General features: G+C 56.1%; 17 protein-coding genes and 2 tRNA genes. 10 read left to right on the forward strand and 9 right to left on the reverse strand.

Annotated features, from left to right (window positions below; translation table 11 throughout):
• Window positions 1–109 precede the first annotated feature (109 nt).
• From QE270_RS10125 to QE270_RS10135, 3 genes are all read left to right on the forward strand, one after another.
• Window positions 110–184, forward strand: a tRNA-Gly gene (locus QE270_RS10125).
• Window positions 185–347: 163 nt separating this feature from the next.
• Window positions 348–731 carry a GFA family protein gene (locus QE270_RS10130; RefSeq protein WP_300038934.1) on the forward strand — a complete coding sequence of 128 codons (384 nt, stop codon included), beginning with the start codon at window positions 348–350 and terminating at the stop codon, window positions 729–731.
• A gap of 575 nt (window positions 732–1306) precedes the next feature.
• Window positions 1307–1576 (forward strand): helix-turn-helix domain-containing protein, encoded by a 270-nt coding sequence (locus QE270_RS10135; RefSeq protein ID WP_300038937.1) that lies wholly within the window; start codon window positions 1307–1309, stop codon window positions 1574–1576.
• A gap of 240 nt (window positions 1577–1816) precedes the next feature.
• Here QE270_RS10135 and QE270_RS10140 read toward each other — a convergent pair whose 3' ends face one another.
• Entirely contained in the window at window positions 1817–2962 is a 1146-nt protein-coding gene (locus QE270_RS10140) for a fatty acid desaturase (RefSeq protein ID WP_300038940.1), read from the reverse strand.
• A 130-nt stretch (window positions 2963–3092) separates the two neighbouring features.
• Here QE270_RS10140 and QE270_RS10145 point away from each other — a divergent pair, with 130 nt between their 5' ends.
• A complete protein-coding gene (locus tag QE270_RS10145; protein ID WP_300038943.1) occupies window positions 3093–3197 on the forward strand; it encodes a beta-galactosidase in 105 nt (34 codons plus the stop codon).
• Complete coding sequence (locus QE270_RS10150; RefSeq protein WP_300038990.1) at window positions 3169–3309, forward strand: Beta-galactosidase C-terminal domain; 141 nt, start codon at window positions 3169–3171, stop codon at window positions 3307–3309. The genes QE270_RS10145 and QE270_RS10150 overlap by 29 nt, the downstream gene beginning before the upstream one ends.
• 2 nt (window positions 3310–3311) lie before the next feature.
• On the opposite strand, the gene QE270_RS10155 is transcribed toward QE270_RS10150, so the two are convergent.
• The 7 genes from QE270_RS10155 to QE270_RS10185 all read right to left on the reverse strand — a co-directional run bounded on the left by QE270_RS10155 (window position 3312) and on the right by QE270_RS10185 (window position 11135).
• Window positions 3312–4874 carry a peptide chain release factor 3 gene (locus tag QE270_RS10155; RefSeq protein ID WP_300038946.1) on the reverse strand — a complete coding sequence of 521 codons (1563 nt, stop codon included), beginning with the start codon at window positions 4872–4874 and terminating at the stop codon, window positions 3312–3314.
• Window positions 4875–4949: 75 nt separating this feature from the next.
• A complete protein-coding gene (gene pheT, locus QE270_RS10160) occupies window positions 4950–7349 on the reverse strand; it encodes a phenylalanine--tRNA ligase subunit beta (RefSeq protein ID WP_300038950.1) in 2400 nt (799 codons plus the stop codon).
• Complete coding sequence (pheS, locus tag QE270_RS10165) at window positions 7346–8428, reverse strand: phenylalanine--tRNA ligase subunit alpha (protein ID WP_300038980.1); 1083 nt, start codon at window positions 8426–8428, stop codon at window positions 7346–7348. The genes pheT and pheS overlap by 4 nt, the downstream gene beginning before the upstream one ends.
• A gap of 81 nt (window positions 8429–8509) precedes the next feature.
• Entirely contained in the window at window positions 8510–8875 is a 366-nt protein-coding gene (gene rplT, locus QE270_RS10170) for a 50S ribosomal protein L20 (protein WP_300038953.1), read from the reverse strand.
• A 36-nt stretch (window positions 8876–8911) separates the two neighbouring features.
• The gene (rpmI, locus tag QE270_RS10175; RefSeq protein WP_125231188.1) at window positions 8912–9112 is read right to left on the reverse strand and encodes a 50S ribosomal protein L35; all 201 of its coding nucleotides are present in this window, start codon (window positions 9110–9112) and stop codon (window positions 8912–8914) included.
• 308 nt (window positions 9113–9420) lie between these two features.
• Window positions 9421–10200, reverse strand: a complete 780-nt coding sequence (gene hisN, locus QE270_RS10180) for a histidinol-phosphatase (protein ID WP_300038956.1) — start codon at window positions 10198–10200, stop codon at window positions 9421–9423.
• Entirely contained in the window at window positions 10200–11135 is a 936-nt protein-coding gene (locus QE270_RS10185; protein WP_300038983.1) for a ribose-phosphate pyrophosphokinase, read from the reverse strand. Before QE270_RS10185 ends, hisN begins: the two co-directional genes overlap by 1 nt.
• A 123-nt stretch (window positions 11136–11258) precedes the next feature.
• Between QE270_RS10185 and QE270_RS10190 the strand changes: the two genes are divergently transcribed.
• The 4 genes from QE270_RS10190 (at window position 11259) to QE270_RS10205 (ending at window position 14978) form a co-directional block, all read left to right on the forward strand.
• On the forward strand, window positions 11259–12914 hold the full coding sequence (locus tag QE270_RS10190) for an NAD+ synthase (protein WP_300038959.1): 1656 nt from the start codon (window positions 11259–11261) through the stop codon (window positions 12912–12914).
• A gap of 62 nt (window positions 12915–12976) precedes the next feature.
• On the forward strand, window positions 12977–13384 hold the full coding sequence (locus QE270_RS10195; RefSeq protein WP_300038963.1) for a hypothetical protein: 408 nt from the start codon (window positions 12977–12979) through the stop codon (window positions 13382–13384).
• A gap of 23 nt (window positions 13385–13407) precedes the next feature.
• The gene (ribD, locus tag QE270_RS10200; protein WP_300038966.1) at window positions 13408–14352 is read left to right on the forward strand and encodes a bifunctional diaminohydroxyphosphoribosylaminopyrimidine deaminase/5-amino-6-(5-phosphoribosylamino)uracil reductase RibD; all 945 of its coding nucleotides are present in this window, start codon (window positions 13408–13410) and stop codon (window positions 14350–14352) included.
• A gap of 17 nt (window positions 14353–14369) precedes the next feature.
• The gene (locus QE270_RS10205; protein WP_300038969.1) at window positions 14370–14978 is read left to right on the forward strand and encodes a riboflavin synthase; all 609 of its coding nucleotides are present in this window, start codon (window positions 14370–14372) and stop codon (window positions 14976–14978) included.
• On the opposite strand, the gene QE270_RS10210 is transcribed toward QE270_RS10205, so the two are convergent.
• Window positions 14975–15745, reverse strand: a complete 771-nt coding sequence (locus QE270_RS10210; protein WP_300038971.1) for an EipA family protein — start codon at window positions 15743–15745, stop codon at window positions 14975–14977. The two genes, QE270_RS10205 and QE270_RS10210, sit on opposite strands and share 4 nt — an antisense overlap.
• 195 nt (window positions 15746–15940) lie before the next feature.
• Between QE270_RS10210 and QE270_RS10215 the strand changes: the two genes are divergently transcribed.
• Window positions 15941–16033, forward strand: a tRNA-Ser gene (locus QE270_RS10215).
• The last annotated feature ends 4 nt before the right edge of the window (window positions 16034–16037 follow it).

Consider the following 16037-nt stretch of genomic DNA (forward strand, 5'->3'; position numbering starts at 1 on the left):
AGGCTTTATCCCATTTTCGTAAAAAGCGGCCATTTGTTGCTTGCGAGGGGATATACCCCATGCTAACGGCCCACCTCACCCGTCAGGAATTAGTTGCCTGACCGCCAGAGCGGGCGTAGCTCAGGGGTAGAGCACAACCTTGCCAAGGTTGGGGTCGAGGGTTCGAATCCCTTCGCCCGCTCCAGTTTTCCTAGGAAAATCAAGAACTTACAAAATAGTCTTTTTCGAGAATCCCCCAAAAAACCTATAAACGGATCATAAACGGATTTAGTCGAATCTGAAAACCTTTGCCGCTTATTGTGCTGCAATTTATCTTGCCGTAATATGCCGATGAGGGGATTTCCAATATGTCAGCATTACATTCTGGTTCGTGTTTGTGCGGGGCAATCAGGTTCGAAGTAAATTGCGAAATTCCACAACCTGATGTTTGCCATTGTATCAAATGCCGCAAACATTCTGGACATTGCTTTGCCTCAACCGACATTCCAAAATCGCTGATAAACATCCGTGGCGATAGTGACATCTCTTGGTATTTTTCGTCTGAAAAAATTCGCCGTGGGTTCTGCAGAATATGTGGTTCTTCTCTATTTTGGGAACCAATACATCGCGATTGGATAGCAGTTGCGATGGGGGCATTTGATCGACCGACCAATACATCACTGAAAATGAACATCTTCGTCGCCGAAAAAGGCGACTATTACGAAATTACAGACGGAGTCCCTCAGCATTAGGGGTGATAATGACCCTCTCATATTGACAGGTCCCATATTCGCTTGCTTAAATTGGGATTTGTTAGGGTTGCAATGCCGGTGTTTGTAAACGTAACATAAACGGATTTGCAAAAGTCCATAATTGTTGTTTTATATCAATATATTGTTGTCGACCGGTCACTTGCCAAGGTTGGGGTCGAGGGTTCGAATCCCTTCGCCCGCTCCAGTTTTCTTAGGAAAATCAACGGTTTGCAAAACAGCCGTTTTACAAAATCCAATTTTAAACCATCTTCGGAACATGTTCGGATCCGCAGAGGGATGTTCGTATTTTGGTAAAAAAGAGTCTCAAGGGTTCTGCCGTTTCCGCGACGCTCCACCTGCGGCCAGCACTGGCCAAGGAGGTGATCATGCACTAAAAATTAACCCGGACCGCCCAATTGGGGCCGGTCAAAAGGGGGCCCGTTTTTGAGGTTAGGGCTTTGCCTCATTTCCCACGATTCGACTCTGTGGATAACTTATAGTAAAAGTAGGGGAAGAGAGATTCGTTTTGCTAATATGATGTAGCGGAAAATCGCCTTCTTCGGGGGAGAGCTGAAGTGAGCTTTGTTCAAAAAGAGCCTCTTGTGGGCGAGATGGAATTGATTGGCGCTAGGCTTAACCAAGCTCGTACGATGGCCAATCTTGCTCTCCAAGACATCGCCGATCGCACGAAAATTTCACTGCGTTTTTTGGCAGCGATCGAGAACGACGACTTTTCGGCATTGCCTGGGCGTGTGTACATTTTTGGTTTTACCAGAGCGTTTGCCCGTGCAGTAGGTATCGACGAGGAAAGCCTGGTAGCCGCACTCGAGAAAAGATGCGGTTAGCTGGGATTGATTAACTAGTTAGAAACCAGAAACTCAGCAGCGTCCGACACACATCTCACAACATACAAGTCGCGCCTAAACTCCGCTTTATGGGAGGCTAAAGGTGACCCGTTTTGATGTTAGGGTTTTGCCCCCTAACTCACTGGGCACTCTCACCAGAGAAGGCCGCAACATTGCTCCACGCAGCAACTGCTATCGCTGCCGTCGCGGATCATATAGATTCGCGATGACTGTTGCCGTTTAGACGCCGCGCACGAGGGTGCTGCGCGCCAGCCGATAGACCAAGCCAGCCAAGCCATTATAGCTTGCGCGGTGGTACACGGAACCGGGCGCCAGTTGCGCCGTCAGGCGGCGGTGGGCTTCGCCTAGGGCATGATAGGGAACGCTTGGCAGCAGGTGGTGCAGCGCATGATAGCGCAGCCCTACGGGCGCCCAGATCTCCGCAAGGACGCCTGGAGGCGGCACGTTGACGCTGTCGAGGAACTGGGCAGTGACGCTTAGAGGTTCGCCGTCATTCTCCCACAAATGCGCAACCAGCGTGCGGACTTGGTTGAGCACCGCGACGCTCGAGACGATAAAAAGGAATATCAGGAAGGCGTTTAAGGGGATAAAACCAGTAAACACGCCGGCAAGCAGGATAATTGACCAGATGCTTGCCGCGGTTTCCTGAACCATCCAGTTGCGATGTGCCTCGCCCTCGGCTGCGCGGCGGCGGAAGGCGGGATTGATCGCGAGGCCCGAATACCGCTCAACGACAATCTTGCGTAGTGGCGGAATGACCAGCGAAAGCGGTGCAAGCGCGGCGTTGCGGAACAACAAGGCAAATGGCGCGAACAGCGAGGCAACAATGAACAGGGGCAATGTCCAAGGCTTCATCAAGGCAAGTGGCAGATATTCAGGATCTTGATCGGTGCCGTAACGCGTGCGTGCATGGTGAAGGTTGTGGATACCTTCATACATATAGGACGGCACCAGCAGCGGCACGCCGATCACCGCGTTGAACCCCAAGCGGAAGCCGGGAAGCGCAGAATGCTTTACGTGGGTTACCTCATGAATGAAGCCGCCCGCGCGATAGAGCGCAAGCACCGACACCAGAGCGGCGGCGCATTGAAGCCAAATGTTTCCAGAGATGATGGCCACAAATAGTCCGGCATAGCCCAAGAAAGCCGACGCCAAAAAGTCGGACCAAAAAATTCGCGGGTTGGGCGTGGCAAGGTCGCGGGTCAGTTCAGCGACCGCGCGCAGCATGGCCTTATCGTCGGGAACGCGTTTAAGCGCGGCCGCGCGATCTGCGACGTCGATGCCCGGCAAGGCATCTTGCAGTGGCGTCGATGGCGTTAATAAGATGTCACTCATGCGCGGTCCGATGTATCCAACTTTGGTCATACGCAAGGACATAGTCGAGACTCGTGGCAATAAAATGGCAAAGTGCGCAAATTGTGGCGCGTTTGTATCGCCTACACTAATCGGGTTTTCCGCCAGCGGCCCGTCTTTGCCTCAATTCTGCGCAACGCGCATGCCAACCGCCACGCCGCCCAAATGGCTGTGCGACAAATATCCGGACATTCTACCGGTTGATATTCACACCGGCCATGTGCGTGGGTTTGGGTCGGCGCAGTGACTTGACCTTTGCCTTCAACCTCGCTGACATATCGGCAAAAGCGCCCGCACCAGACGGTACCCAGTTCGTGATCGGCGGCGCAGACATCGAACCATTCGGCGTTTCTGTCTGACGTTAGCGTTCTTTGGTCGCGCTAAATTTCAGGTCGGGATGCTTTTCCTGCTGGTAGCTGACATCCCATGATGAGCGCGCCATGAAAACGGGGTGACCGTCGCGATCCTTCGCCATGTTCCCGCCGTTAAAAGATATGAATTGCGCCAATGCACTCTCTGCACCAATCAACCAGCGTGCCGTATCGTAGGGCGCAGCTTCCAAGAAAGCGTCAACCTTATACTCCGCCTCAAGCCGCGAAATAAGCACATCTAGCTGCAACTGCCCGACTACGCCAATGATCCAGTTGGAACCGATTTCAGGATAGAATACCTGAATCACGCCCTCTTCGCTCAAGTCATCTAGCGCCTTGCGCAGTTGCTTGGTTTTGGTCGGATCGCGCAGCACAACGCGGCGCAAGATTTCCGGCGCGAAATTCGGCAAGCCTGTAAAGCGCACGTCGTTGCGTTCGGACAAGGTGTCACCAACGCGCAGCGTGCCATGGTTGGGAATGCCAATGATATCGCCGGGTTCCGCGCTGTCGGCAATTTCGCGATCCTGCGCAAAAAATAAGATCGGGGAATGGATCGCCACTGGCTTTCCAAGCCCTGACGGCGTTAACTTCATACCGCGCCTGAATGTGCCGGAACACAAACGCATAAACGCAATGCGGTCACGATGCTGCGGGTCCATATTGGCCTGCACTTTGAAAATAAAGCCAGTGACTTCCTTTTCCGACGGATCAATAGCGCCCTTTGAACTTGGCTGCGGACGGGGTGACGGGGCGAAGGCCGCAATGGCATTGATAAGCTCGATGACGCCGAATTCCTTCAATGCGGAGCCGAAATACACAGGTGTAAGGTCGCCGTTCTGGAACGCGGTCAGGTCAAAGTCGGAATAGCCGGCCCGGGCAAGTTCGGCTTCCTCACGCAGCCGGTTTACGCCGGCTGGCGTCAGCACATGTTCCAACGTTGCGGCGTCAAGCCCGCTATGGTCGCTGGCCTTGCCTTCGAAAGCCTTGCTGTCGCCGGACGGCTGGCTCAGACGGCCGCTGTTGAAATCATAAAGGCCTTCAAACTCGCCGCCCATGCCAACTGGCCAGTTCATCGGGCACACATCAAGCGCGAGCGCGTCGGCGACTTCGTCTATGGTTTCAAATGCCGGACGACCTTCACGGTCGACCTTATTGACAAAGGTTATGATCGGTACGCTGCGTAGGCGGCAAACTTCGAACAGTTTGCGGGTCTGCGGCTCGATGCCCTTCGCAGCGTCGATGACCATGATGGCCGAATCGACAGCGGTCAGTGTACGGTAAGTGTCTTCCGAAAAATCCTCATGCCCCGGCGTGTCGAGCAGATTGAAGACGATATCGTCTTTCTGGAACGTCATCACTGACGAGGTGACCGAAATACCGCGCTGCTGTTCGATCTTCATCCAGTCCGAACGCGCGCGCCGCGCTTGGCCGCGTGCCTTGACTTCGCCAGCCAAGTGGATCGCGCCACCCTGCAGCAGCAGTTTTTCCGTCAACGTGGTCTTACCAGCGTCAGGGTGGGAAATAATGGCAAAGGTCCGGCGGTTCAGCGTCATGCCCCGCGGCTTAGGGACGATTGATTATCGCTTCAACCCGTTTGTCGGCAGGTTGGCGGCAATCACCCGGCCTTTTTATCCGCGAAGCACTGCACCCAGTTTTGTGGCCGCCGCGATCACCTTGTCTGAGATGGCTTTAAGATCGTCATCGCTATAGCTTTTGTCGGATGGCTGAAGCGTAACTTCAACTGCCAAGCTGACTTGGCCCTCAGGCACGCCTTGACCGACGAAACGGTCAAATAGCCGCACCGCGACGATGTTGTCCTTGTCGCAGCCCTTGATGGACCGAACAAGGTCATTGGCGGGCGTGTCTAATGCGACCAGAAACGCAAAGTCGCGCGTCACGGCCTGCAATGCTGGTGGGGTGAATGCCGGACGCATAAACCCTGCAGCTTTTTTAAGCGGTATGGCGTCCAAAAAGATTTCAGCGGCCACGACATTGCCATCAAGGTCGAATGCCTTCGCGGTTGCGGGATGCAATGTGCCAAAGGCCGCCAATATGTTCTTTGGCCCCATGCGCAATGTCGCGGACTGACCAGGATGATAATGCGCGCCTGCATCGTCCATCACCAGCAAACCGTCGGTGGCCACGCCAGCGGCCTTCAGCAGCGCTATCGCCTCTGCCTTTGCATCGAACGCGTCAAACCGTGCCGCTTTGCCCGATGCCCAGTTCCGTGTCGAACGCTCGCCGGCTAGAACGATGCCAGCCGTGACGCGCTCGTCGCTCGTGCCATCGGTGCCCGCGAAGTAGCGCCGCCCGATCTCAAACAATCTCACGGATGATGCGCCGCGATCCATGTTGCGTTGTGCAGCCGACAGCAGCCCAGGCAACAATGAAGGCCGCATGACCTTCATGTCCTCGGATATCGGATTTGCAAGGCTCCAGTCACCGCCACCAAAGGCATCCGCCGCCTTTTGGGGAAGGAACGACCAATTGACCGCCTCGTTCAACCCGCGTGCAGCTGCGGCGCGGCGTACTTTGCGCTCCAACGACTGTGCAGGCGTAGCGGTTGGTGTGGCCACGCCATCTGCGCGCGGAAGCGGCACAGATAGGACATTGTCGAGGCCAACCATGCGGACAACTTCCTCCACAATATCGGCTGGGCCGTCGACGTCACGGCGCCATGATGGAACGCCGACATTCCAGTCGGATGTAACGGAAAAGCCAAGCCTTTCTATGATGTTGCGTTGTTCATCCTGCGGCACATTAATGCCGCCAAGGCGTCGGCAATAGTCGGTATCATATACAATGTTGCGCGGCGCAACTGGCGCTTGGCCGGACCGCGCGATGGCGCTTGCGGTTCCACCAGCATGGTCCAAGACCAGCTTGGTCGCAATCGCCAACCCGTCATCCAAAAAGGCGGGATCGACGCCGCGTTCAAAACGCTGACGTGCATCGCTGGTCAATGCCAGCTTCTGGCCAGTGCGTGCGATATGCTCTGGGTCGAAAAAGGCGCACTCTATGAGGACGTCGGTCGTGCCTTCCGACACGCCGCTATGTTCGCCGCCCATGATGCCGCCAATGTCATGCACCATTGCGTCGTCGGCAATCACGGTCATGCTGGCATCAAGCGTGTAGGTTTTGCCGTTGAGCGCGACCATCTGCTCACCGTCGACGGCCTTGCGGGCCACAAGCGCACCGTTCAGCTTATCGCGGTCATAGACGTGCAGCGGACGGCCAAGATCAATCGACACAAAGTTCGTGATATCGACGAGCAATGAAATCGGTTTCTGGCCAATCGCCTTTAACTTGCTGCGCATCCATTCGGGGGCATCGCCATTGCGCACGCCAGAGACTGATTGTGCGTAAAAAGCCGGGCATCCGGCCGCATCGTCGGTGCGGACGATGGGTGCAGCATCGCTGCCCTCTAAGGGCACGGACAGGTCGATTTTGTAGACCTCGCCAAGCCCGCGCAGCGTCCCTAGGCCTGCCGCCGCCAGGTCGCGCGCAATTCCGCGCACGCCCATGCAATCCTGACGGTTGGGTGTAATGCTGACATCGATAACAGGGTCATCAAGGCCAGCCCAATCGGCATAGACTTGCCCAACGGGCGCATCTTCCGAAAGCTCAATTATGCCATCATGGTCATCGCCAAGCTCTAGCTCGGCAATCGAACACATCATGCCGTTGGACTCGACGCCCCGTATGGCGGCGACCTTCAGTACCATGCCGTTGGCGGGGACAACGGCGCCTGCTGGGCCAAAGACGCCAAGCATGCCCGCACGGGCATTAGGCGCGCCGCAGACGACCTGAAGCGGCTCTCCTCCGGCGTCGACCGACAAGACTTGCAACTTGTCTGCTTGCGGATGAGGGGCAGCGCTCAACACTTTGGCAATGCGGAAGGCGGACAATGCGTCGGCGGGGTTTTCGATGCCCTCGACTTCCAACCCAATGCGGTTCAGGCAGTCAGCAACGGCATGAATGTCGGCGTCGGTATCGAGATGCTCTTTGAGCCATGATAAAGAGAATTTCATGCGCCTACGCCTCCGCTTAGCGTCGGGACATCGAGCGCATTGAACCCATAATGTTGAAGCCAGCGGTTATCGCCGTCAAAGAACGCGCGTAAATCGTCCATGCCATATTTCAACATCGCCAGACGATCGACGCCAGTGCCAAAAGCAAACCCCTGCCAGACATCGGGGTCGAGCCCGCAGGCCTCGATAACCTTACGGTGGACCATTCCGGAGCCAAGCACTTCCATCCAGCCTTCGGCCCCGCCGATGACGCGTTTGCCGTTGACAACCGAGTAGCCGACATCAACCTCGACGGAAGGCTCCGTAAACGGAAAATAGCTTGGGCGCAGGCGCAGGACGACGTCCTCCCGTTCAAAATACGCCTTTAAAAATGTTTCAAGCGTCCATTTCAGATGCCCCAGATGAATGCCCTTGTCGATGACAAGCCCCTCAATCTGATGGAACATCGGCGTGTGCGTCGCATCGCTGTCGCTGCGATACACACGGCCCGGCGCGATAATACGAATGGGCGGTTCCTGCGACGTCATGGTGCGGATTTGGACAGGCGATGTGTGCGTACGCAGAACCATTTTTTGGCCATCGCGTGCCATTTCGTCAGGGAAATAAAATGTATCGTGCATTGCACGCGCCGGATGCGTCTCTGGAATATTGAGCGCAGTGAAATTGTGCCAGTCGTCCTCAATCTCCGGCCCCTCGGCCACAGCAAAGCCCATATCGGCAAAAATCTCGGCCAACTCGTCCATGACCTGGCTGACGGGGTGTACGGTTCCGCGGGGTGTTTCTGGTGCGGGCAGCGTCATATCGACGCGCTCGCTGGCAAGGCGGCGGTTTAGGTCGGCGGTTTCGAGGTCAGCCTTTTTCGATGCAAGCGCCGATGTGATGCTTTCACGCAATCCGTTGATGATGGGGCCTTGGGTTTGTCGCTCTTCGGGCGACATGCTGCCCATGGTCTTCAGCAGCGCCGAAACGCTGCCCTGCTTGCCAAGTGCTGCGATCCGCACGGCCTCCAACGCGTCTAGCGTGTCCGCGGAACCAATGGCGCCCATCAGGTCGGTTTGAAGTGTCGCAATATTTTTCATCATAGTTTGCCTGAATAAGCAAAAGGGCGCGAACGGCAAGTGCCGTCCACGCCCTTTTGCGCATGTATCGAAATGAGAGGCTTAAGCTGCCTTAGACAGCGCCGCTTTCGACTGCGCAATGATGGTGCTAAACATCGCCGCTTCGTGCATCGCAAGGTCTGCAAGCACTTTCCGGTCGAGTTCAACGCCAGCGAGCTTCAGGCCGTGCATGAACACGCCGTAGGTCATCCCTTCGGCGCGGACTGCGGCGTTGATACGCTGGATCCACAATGCGCGGAAGTTGCGCTTGTTTACCTTACGGTCGCGATATGCATATTGGCCGGCCTTTTCGACGGCCTGACGTGCAACGCGGATCGTATTTTTGCGACGGCCATAATAGCCCTTCGCCTGCTCTAAAATTCTTTTATGTTTGGCTTTGGTGGTAACACCACGTTTAACGCGTGCCATAATCTATATCCTTTTCTTAAAAACGTACGCGCAGTCTTAAAGACCGTAAGGCGCCCACTTCTTAATTGTCTTGGCATCGGGATCAGAGATCACGCTGGTGCCGCGATTTTGGCGGATATACTTGGCATTATGGCTGCTCAAACGGTGCCGTTTTCCAACGACGCCATGTTTGATCTTGCCGGTTGCGGTTATTTTGAAGCGTTTCTTCACACCGCTCTTGGTCTTGAGCTTGGGCATTTTGGTCTCCTTTGTTGAGTCCGTGTCAAGCCGACATGGCAGCCCTATTGGCCAGCCTGCTTATTCGGAACGCGGGCGACTAGCGGGATTCGCATGTGAATGCAAGTCTATTGCCTTTTTGAACGCTCTGGAACCCACAACAGCTGACGCAAGTGACCAACATGCTTTGCGCGTGAACGGTTGCCCAATCGGGATAGACGAAACTTTCTTCCTCGGCTTCATTGCTGCCGGTATTTAGGAAATAATGAGTGGAAACGAGACGCCGAAGCGGCTGTGTTGGCAATATGCAAAACCCCGACTTTTGTCCGTCAATGCTGGCATGCCAGTGCCTCAAGCACATCATCTAGACGCGCTGGGTCGCCGATTGCGATAACATGTCCATCTGAACCAGCGTGAAGCGGCTCCCCTGACCAATCGCTCATCATGCCCCCCGCGCCCGTCACGACGGGAATTAAAGCGGCAAAATCGTGCAGCTTCAAGCCTGCTTCGACAACAACATCGATATGCCCGCTGGCCAGCAGTGCGTAATTGTAACAGTCGCCACCGAACAGCATTCTCTTATGCGCTGTCCTGGCGGCCAACTCCATGAAATGGTCGCCATCATGCTGCGTGAAATATTGCGGGCCAGAGGTTGCTAGCGCCGCGTCAGCCAGCGCCCTGCAGGCGCGTGTTTGCACCGGCGCGCCGTTTAATGTTGTCGGATATCCCGCCGCGCCGACCCAGCGTTCGCCATTGATGCACTGGTCAATAATACCGAGCACCGGCCAGTTATCTTCAAGCAGGGCAATCAAAGTCCCGAATATTGGGCGCCCTGCCATGAAGCTTATGGTGCCGTCGATTGGGTCGATAACCCAGCGGCGACCCGACGTACCGGCCTTCTCGCCAAATTCCTCGCCAATGATGCCGTCACGTGGGCACTCGGCATCGAGTATCCGCCGGATCGCGCTTTCGGCGGCGCGGTCAGCCTCCGTAACAGGTGAGGCGTCAGCCTTTGGTTCATGGGTAAAGGCCGACCGGAAAAACGGCCGGATTGCTTGCCCTGCCGCGTCCGCCAAGCGGTTGGCTAGGAGGATGTCGGCTGGCGTCATCAGTCGAACAGGGAGCTAACGGAGCTTTCGTCTGCGATTCGCTTGATCGCCTCTCCCAACAATGGCGCAATGGGAAGCTGGCGGATTTTCGCGCTCGCATTGGTCGCTTCGGAGGCCATAATCGAATCCGTGATGACCAGCTTGCGCAGCGACGATGCGTTGACGCGGTTGACCGCTTCTCCGGACAACACGCCATGCGTAATATAGGCAACAACGTCAGATGCGCCTGCGGCTTTCAAAGCGTCAGCCGCGTTACACAAAGTGCCTGCGCTGTCGGCGATATCATCGATCAGGATGCAGAAGCGGCCTTTCACGTCGCCGATTATGTTCATCACTTCTGACACGCCCGCCTTTTCGCGGCGTTTGTCGACGATGGCCAATGGCGCGTCATCAAGACGCTTGGCTAGCGCGCGTGCGCGGACAACGCCGCCAACGTCAGGCGAAACAACGGTAAAATTCTTGGCGCCATGGCGCTCCAATATGTCTGCGCTCATGACGGGCGCGCCATATAGATTGTCGGTTGGAATATCGAAAAAGCCCTGAATTTGGCCGGCGTGCAAATCAACGGTCAGCACCCGGTCAGCACCAGCCTCGGTAATGAGATTGGCGACAAGCTTGGCAGAAATGGGCGTGCGCGGGCCAGGCTTCCGGTCTTGGCGCGCATAGCCGAAATAGGGCAGAACGGCAGTGATGCGCTTGGCCGAAGCGCGGCGCAGCGCGTCAATCATGATGAGCAATTCCATCAAATTGTCATTGGCGGGATGACTGGTCGATTGAATGACAAACATGTCTTCGCCACGGACATTTTCGTGGATTTCAACAAAAATTTCATTGTCGGCAAACCGCCGAACGCTGGCATTGGTTAGCGGCAAGTTCATGTAATCGGCAATACCCTGTGCGAGCGGCAGGTTGCTGTTGCCTGTCATCAATTTCATGTCTGTGTCCTCGACCTTTGGCTCAAATAAGCCCATCCCCAAATTCTCCAGCCGCTCTAGCGAGGTGCGACTGGCCTGACAATCGGCTTGCTCCGCTAGTTTGTGGACAATAAGGGTGGGGACATGACAAATCAGCTTAATATTGCGATGGTACAGCTTAATCAGCGCGTCGGTGACCTTGCGGGTAATGCCGCGGCGATGCTGGACTGGCGGGCGAAGGCGGTGGACGCTGATCTCGTTGTTTTTCCGGAACAGCAGTTGATTGGCTACCCGGCCGAAGATCTGGTGCTGAAGCCGGCCTTTGCTGCGCGTGCCGCAGAACAGCTGGCGAAGCTTGCCGAGGCGACTGCCGACGGCGGACCAGCGATGCTTGTCGGGTCGATCTTTCGAGAAAACGGGACGTTGTATAATGGCATCGCGTTGCTCGACGGCGGGCGGATTGTCGCAGTGCGTTACAAGCATGAACTGCCTAATTACGGCACCTTTGATGAAAAACGCATTTTTACAGCCGGACCATTGCCCGAACCTATCGTGTTTCGCGGCGTTCCAATTGGCGTGCCAATCTGCGAGGATGGCTGGCTGGCACCCGTTAGCCTACATTTGAAAGAGCGTGGCGCACAGCTGCTGATTTCGACCAATGGCAGCCCGTATGAAATCGACAAGGATGATCGCAGGTTAGAAGAAGTATTTGCTGCGCGTGTGCGCGAAACCGGTTTGCCATTGATGTTCCTGAACCGCGTTGGTGGACAGGATGAGCTGGTCTTTGACGGTTGCTCTTTCGTGTTGAACGCCGACGGCGCCGTCGCGCACCGCCTGCCTGATTGGGAGGAGCATTTGCGCATGACGCATTGGTCCCGCAGTGAGAACGGATGGGCATGCGCAGATGGCCCGAAGGCATTGTGGGAGGCGCATCCAGCCGATATTTACAGCGCCATGGTTGTTGGCCTGCGGGACTATGTCGACACCAACCGCTTTCCTGGCGTGGTACTTGGCATGTCGGGCGGCATAGACAGCGCGTTGTGCGCCGCGATTGCGGCCGATGCACTTGGACCGGACCGCGTCTGGTGTGTAATGTTGCCCAGCCGCTACACCAGCCAATCAAGCCTTGATGACGCAGCCGAATGCGCCGCGATGATTGGGTGCAAAATCGACACTATTCCCATTTCGCCAGCGGTCGAGGCATTTGACGAAATGCTCTCGGGCAGCTTCGCCGACCGCGATGTTGATATCACCGAAGAAAATGTACAGTCGCGCATTCGCGGGCTAACGCTAATGGCGCTGTCCAACAAATTTGGGCACATGCTGCTGACTACTGGAAACAAGAGCGAGATGAGTGTCGGCTACGCGACGATCTATGGCGACATGGCGGGCGGGTATAATCCGTTAAAGGACGCATATAAGATGACCGTCTTTGCCATTTCGACATGGCGGAACAGCCACAAGCCGCGCATTGGCTTTGGCAGGGATGGACCAGTGATACCGGAAAATATAATCACGAAGCCGCCAAGTGCGGAATTGCGTCCCGACCAAAAGGATAGCGACTCGCTGCCCGATTACCCGATCCTCGATAAGATGCTCCATGCATTGGTTGAGGAGGAGCTATCGGTTGATGAGGTCGTCGCGCTTGGTTTTGAACGCGCCGTCGTCACGCGGATCGAACGCCTGCTATATCTGGCCGAATATAAACGCCGCCAGGCACCACCAGGCGTGAAACTTGGCACGCGTAATTTTGGCCGTGATCGGCGCTATCCCATAACCAATGCGTTTCGCAGCGCATAAGCATATGAACGCGCGTGAACGGGGCACTGGAAATCGGGCCTCGCGTACCTTATTGGATAGCTATGGCCTTTTTTAAAGATGTCTCGTTTCGCAATGCTGGCACAGACCTGATCGGGTTTTTGCGCAATGCTGGTAAGTACAGCCCATGGCTCTTCCTTGCCGCCTGCATGCCGACGGCAATTATCATTTACACCTTTTACATCGACGCGATGGTGAAGGCGACACCGCCGCCGCGGGAAATAATTTACGTGGAAAGTTGGCCCGCCACCAGAACGCTTGCGGAGACCAAGGCGGCGATCGCAGAACGTCAGCAGCGCAAAGACGAAATGCGGGTTAGTGAGAAGGAAGCCTATAAAGCTTTTGGCCGCGCCGTGGGCATGGACGTGGACAAGATTGACCGCGAGGCGCAGTTGGAACAGGCTGCAAAAAAGGCTGCCGAGGCGAATAATGCGGCAGGAGAAGTGCAATAGTCAATCCAAATGATCTTCGCTTTATGGCGGCGGCATTGTCGCTGGCCGAGCGCGGCGTTGGCCGGACAGGCAACAATCCATCCGTCGGCTGCGTCATTGTCAAAAACGACATTGTGATCGGGCGCGGTTGGACGCAGTCTGGCGGACGCCCCCACGCAGAGGCAATGGCGCTGGCACAGGCCGGCGCAGAAGCGCGGGGCAGCAGTGTTTATGTGACGCTTGAGCCTTGTGCGCATGTTTCGCAGCGCGGCCCGGCTTGCGCGCAGTTGCTCAAGGAGGCCGCGCCCGCACGCGTAATTGTCGCGCTTCAAGATCCGGATGCGCGCACCGCAGGTCAAGGCATGGGGGCATTGAAAGCGTTGGGGATCGAGGTTGTAGCTGGCGTCATGGCATCGGAAGCGCGCCTAAATCTTGCTGGTTTCCTGAGCCGGATGAACCGTGGCAGACCTTTTGTGACGTTGAAGATTGCCAGCACACTCGACGGTCAAATCGCCATGGCGGATGGGAGCAGTCGTTGGATAACCGGCGAAATTGCGCGCGCGCACAGCCATGTTGAACGCGCGCGTTCGGATGCAATTTTGGTGGGCGCCGGAACAGTGCGGGCAGATGCGCCGCAATTGACCGTGCGGATCGCTGGCTTGGAAACGGTGCAGCCCCGCAAAGTCATGCTGGGTAGCGGTGAGGCGCCGGAGGGGTGGGAGGTTATTCGCGCCCCAAGCGAAATTGCCCATCTGGACTGTAACACTTTGTTCGTTGAAGGTGGCGCTGCAACGGCGACGGCCCTCCTGCGTGAAGGTTTGGTTGACCGACTTATGCTATATAGGGCGCCTATATTGATTGGTGCTGGCAAGGCGTGCCTCTCCGACATCGGCCTGACACAACTTGGTGATGCGCATGGGCGCTGGCAGATCTCGGGTTCGCGCAGTCTTGGCAAAGACCGGCTCGAAGTCTACGAGAGCGCGCAATAGAAAAGGGTGCAGCTTATATGTTTACAGGTATTATCACGGACGTTGGCCGCATTCGGACATCCGAACAGCGCGGTGACCTTCGGCTCGTCATATCTTGCGCCTATGACATGGACGGCGTCGCAATCGGCGCGTCGATAGCCTGTTCGGGGGTGTGCCTGACCGTTGTCGATAAGGGCGAGGGTTGGTTCGCAATCGATGCGTCGGCAGAAACCGTTTCACGCACCGCGGCGGGAATGTGGGACGAAGGTACGCGTCTTAACCTCGAGCGCGCCTTAAAAGTTGGCGATGAACTTGGCGGGCATATTGTCACGGGCCATGTCGACGGCGTTGGACACATTGTCGCAAGCGAAACCACTGGCGATAGTTGGAAGGTAACGGTCGCTGCGCCCTCCAGCCTTGCCGCCTACATTGCCACGAAGGGCTCCATAACAGTCGACGGCATTTCGCTCACCGTAAACGATATCGCGGATCAAGCCGATGGTTCAGCGCATTTCATGTTGAATATCATTCCGCACACTGCGCAGATGACGACGCTAGATACGCTCTATGTCGGGCGGCAGGTCAATTTAGAAATCGACGTGCTCGCCCGCTATCTCAAGCGCATGGAAGACTTGCGCGCGCGTTAAAAGGGCCGCCAGCGCTGCTTTTTGGAAATGCGCATATACCCAACATTCACACCAAGCCGCAGCCCGGCACCGACCCGGATCGGGATTAGGACGACATCACCGCGCCGCATATGGCCCACGTTGAAACCCCCGCCGGCATAGGCAGCGCCTTCGGCCGCGCCGAAGTTGTTATATATGTCTTCGGTGTCGTATAAGTTATACACCAGAATGAATGCGCTGCCGCTATTGGCACCCGCGTCCATACCAAGGGATGGGCCCGTCCAATAGACTGGCTTTTCCCCCTCCACCCGGTGGTTCAAAGTGCCTGAGCCGTAGCGTAGCCCGAGGATAAACGACCCGCCACTCTCGCGTCCCACTATATACCCATTGGGGCGACCCTGCTTCTTCAGGATATCCTCAATAAGCTTACCAAGTCCCTGCGCGCCTTTGCCAAATACGCTTTCGGCAGCGCCAATCAGGTCATCTTTCTGATATGTACCCCCTGCCGGTATTGCCGAAGGTGCGGATGCGTCAGCTGTTGGGGCGCCGGTAACATTTGAAGCCACAGGTTCTGTCGGCACGCCGTCTTGCATGACGGCTTCGCCATTACCCGCTGATGCAGAATTATTGGCGGGGGCGGACGAGGATCCTAAATCGGCGTCAATTGCCTCATTCGGGTCAACGGGGCTTATCTGCGCGCCTGCGGGCGACGCCATCAGCAATCCCGCCGCCAGCAATGCCAAAATATTAAATCCCGACCCCTTTGGGCCCCATTTTAGCAACGACATACCAACTTCACCCCTAATAAATAAAGACAAACTCATAGATGCGTTGGATGAGCACATGATGAACAGGCTGCCATGCGTGTCCGGCTCGCGCCAAAGCGATCTTGCGGCCTAATTTTCGGCTTATCTCAAGCCTGTGTCAATAAACATTGCAGCCAAATGCATGCGCCGCTATAGGCCGCCGATGCCAAGCGCACAGGAGACGTGGGTGAGTGGCTGAAACCAACGGTTTGCTAAACCGTCGTACTGGTAAATCCGGTACCGAGGGTTCGAATCCCTCCGTCTCCGCCACGCA

The organism is Sphingorhabdus sp. (assembly GCF_029865925.1).
In the GTDB taxonomy this organism is placed as follows: Bacteria; Pseudomonadota; Alphaproteobacteria; order Sphingomonadales; family Sphingomonadaceae; genus Sphingorhabdus_B.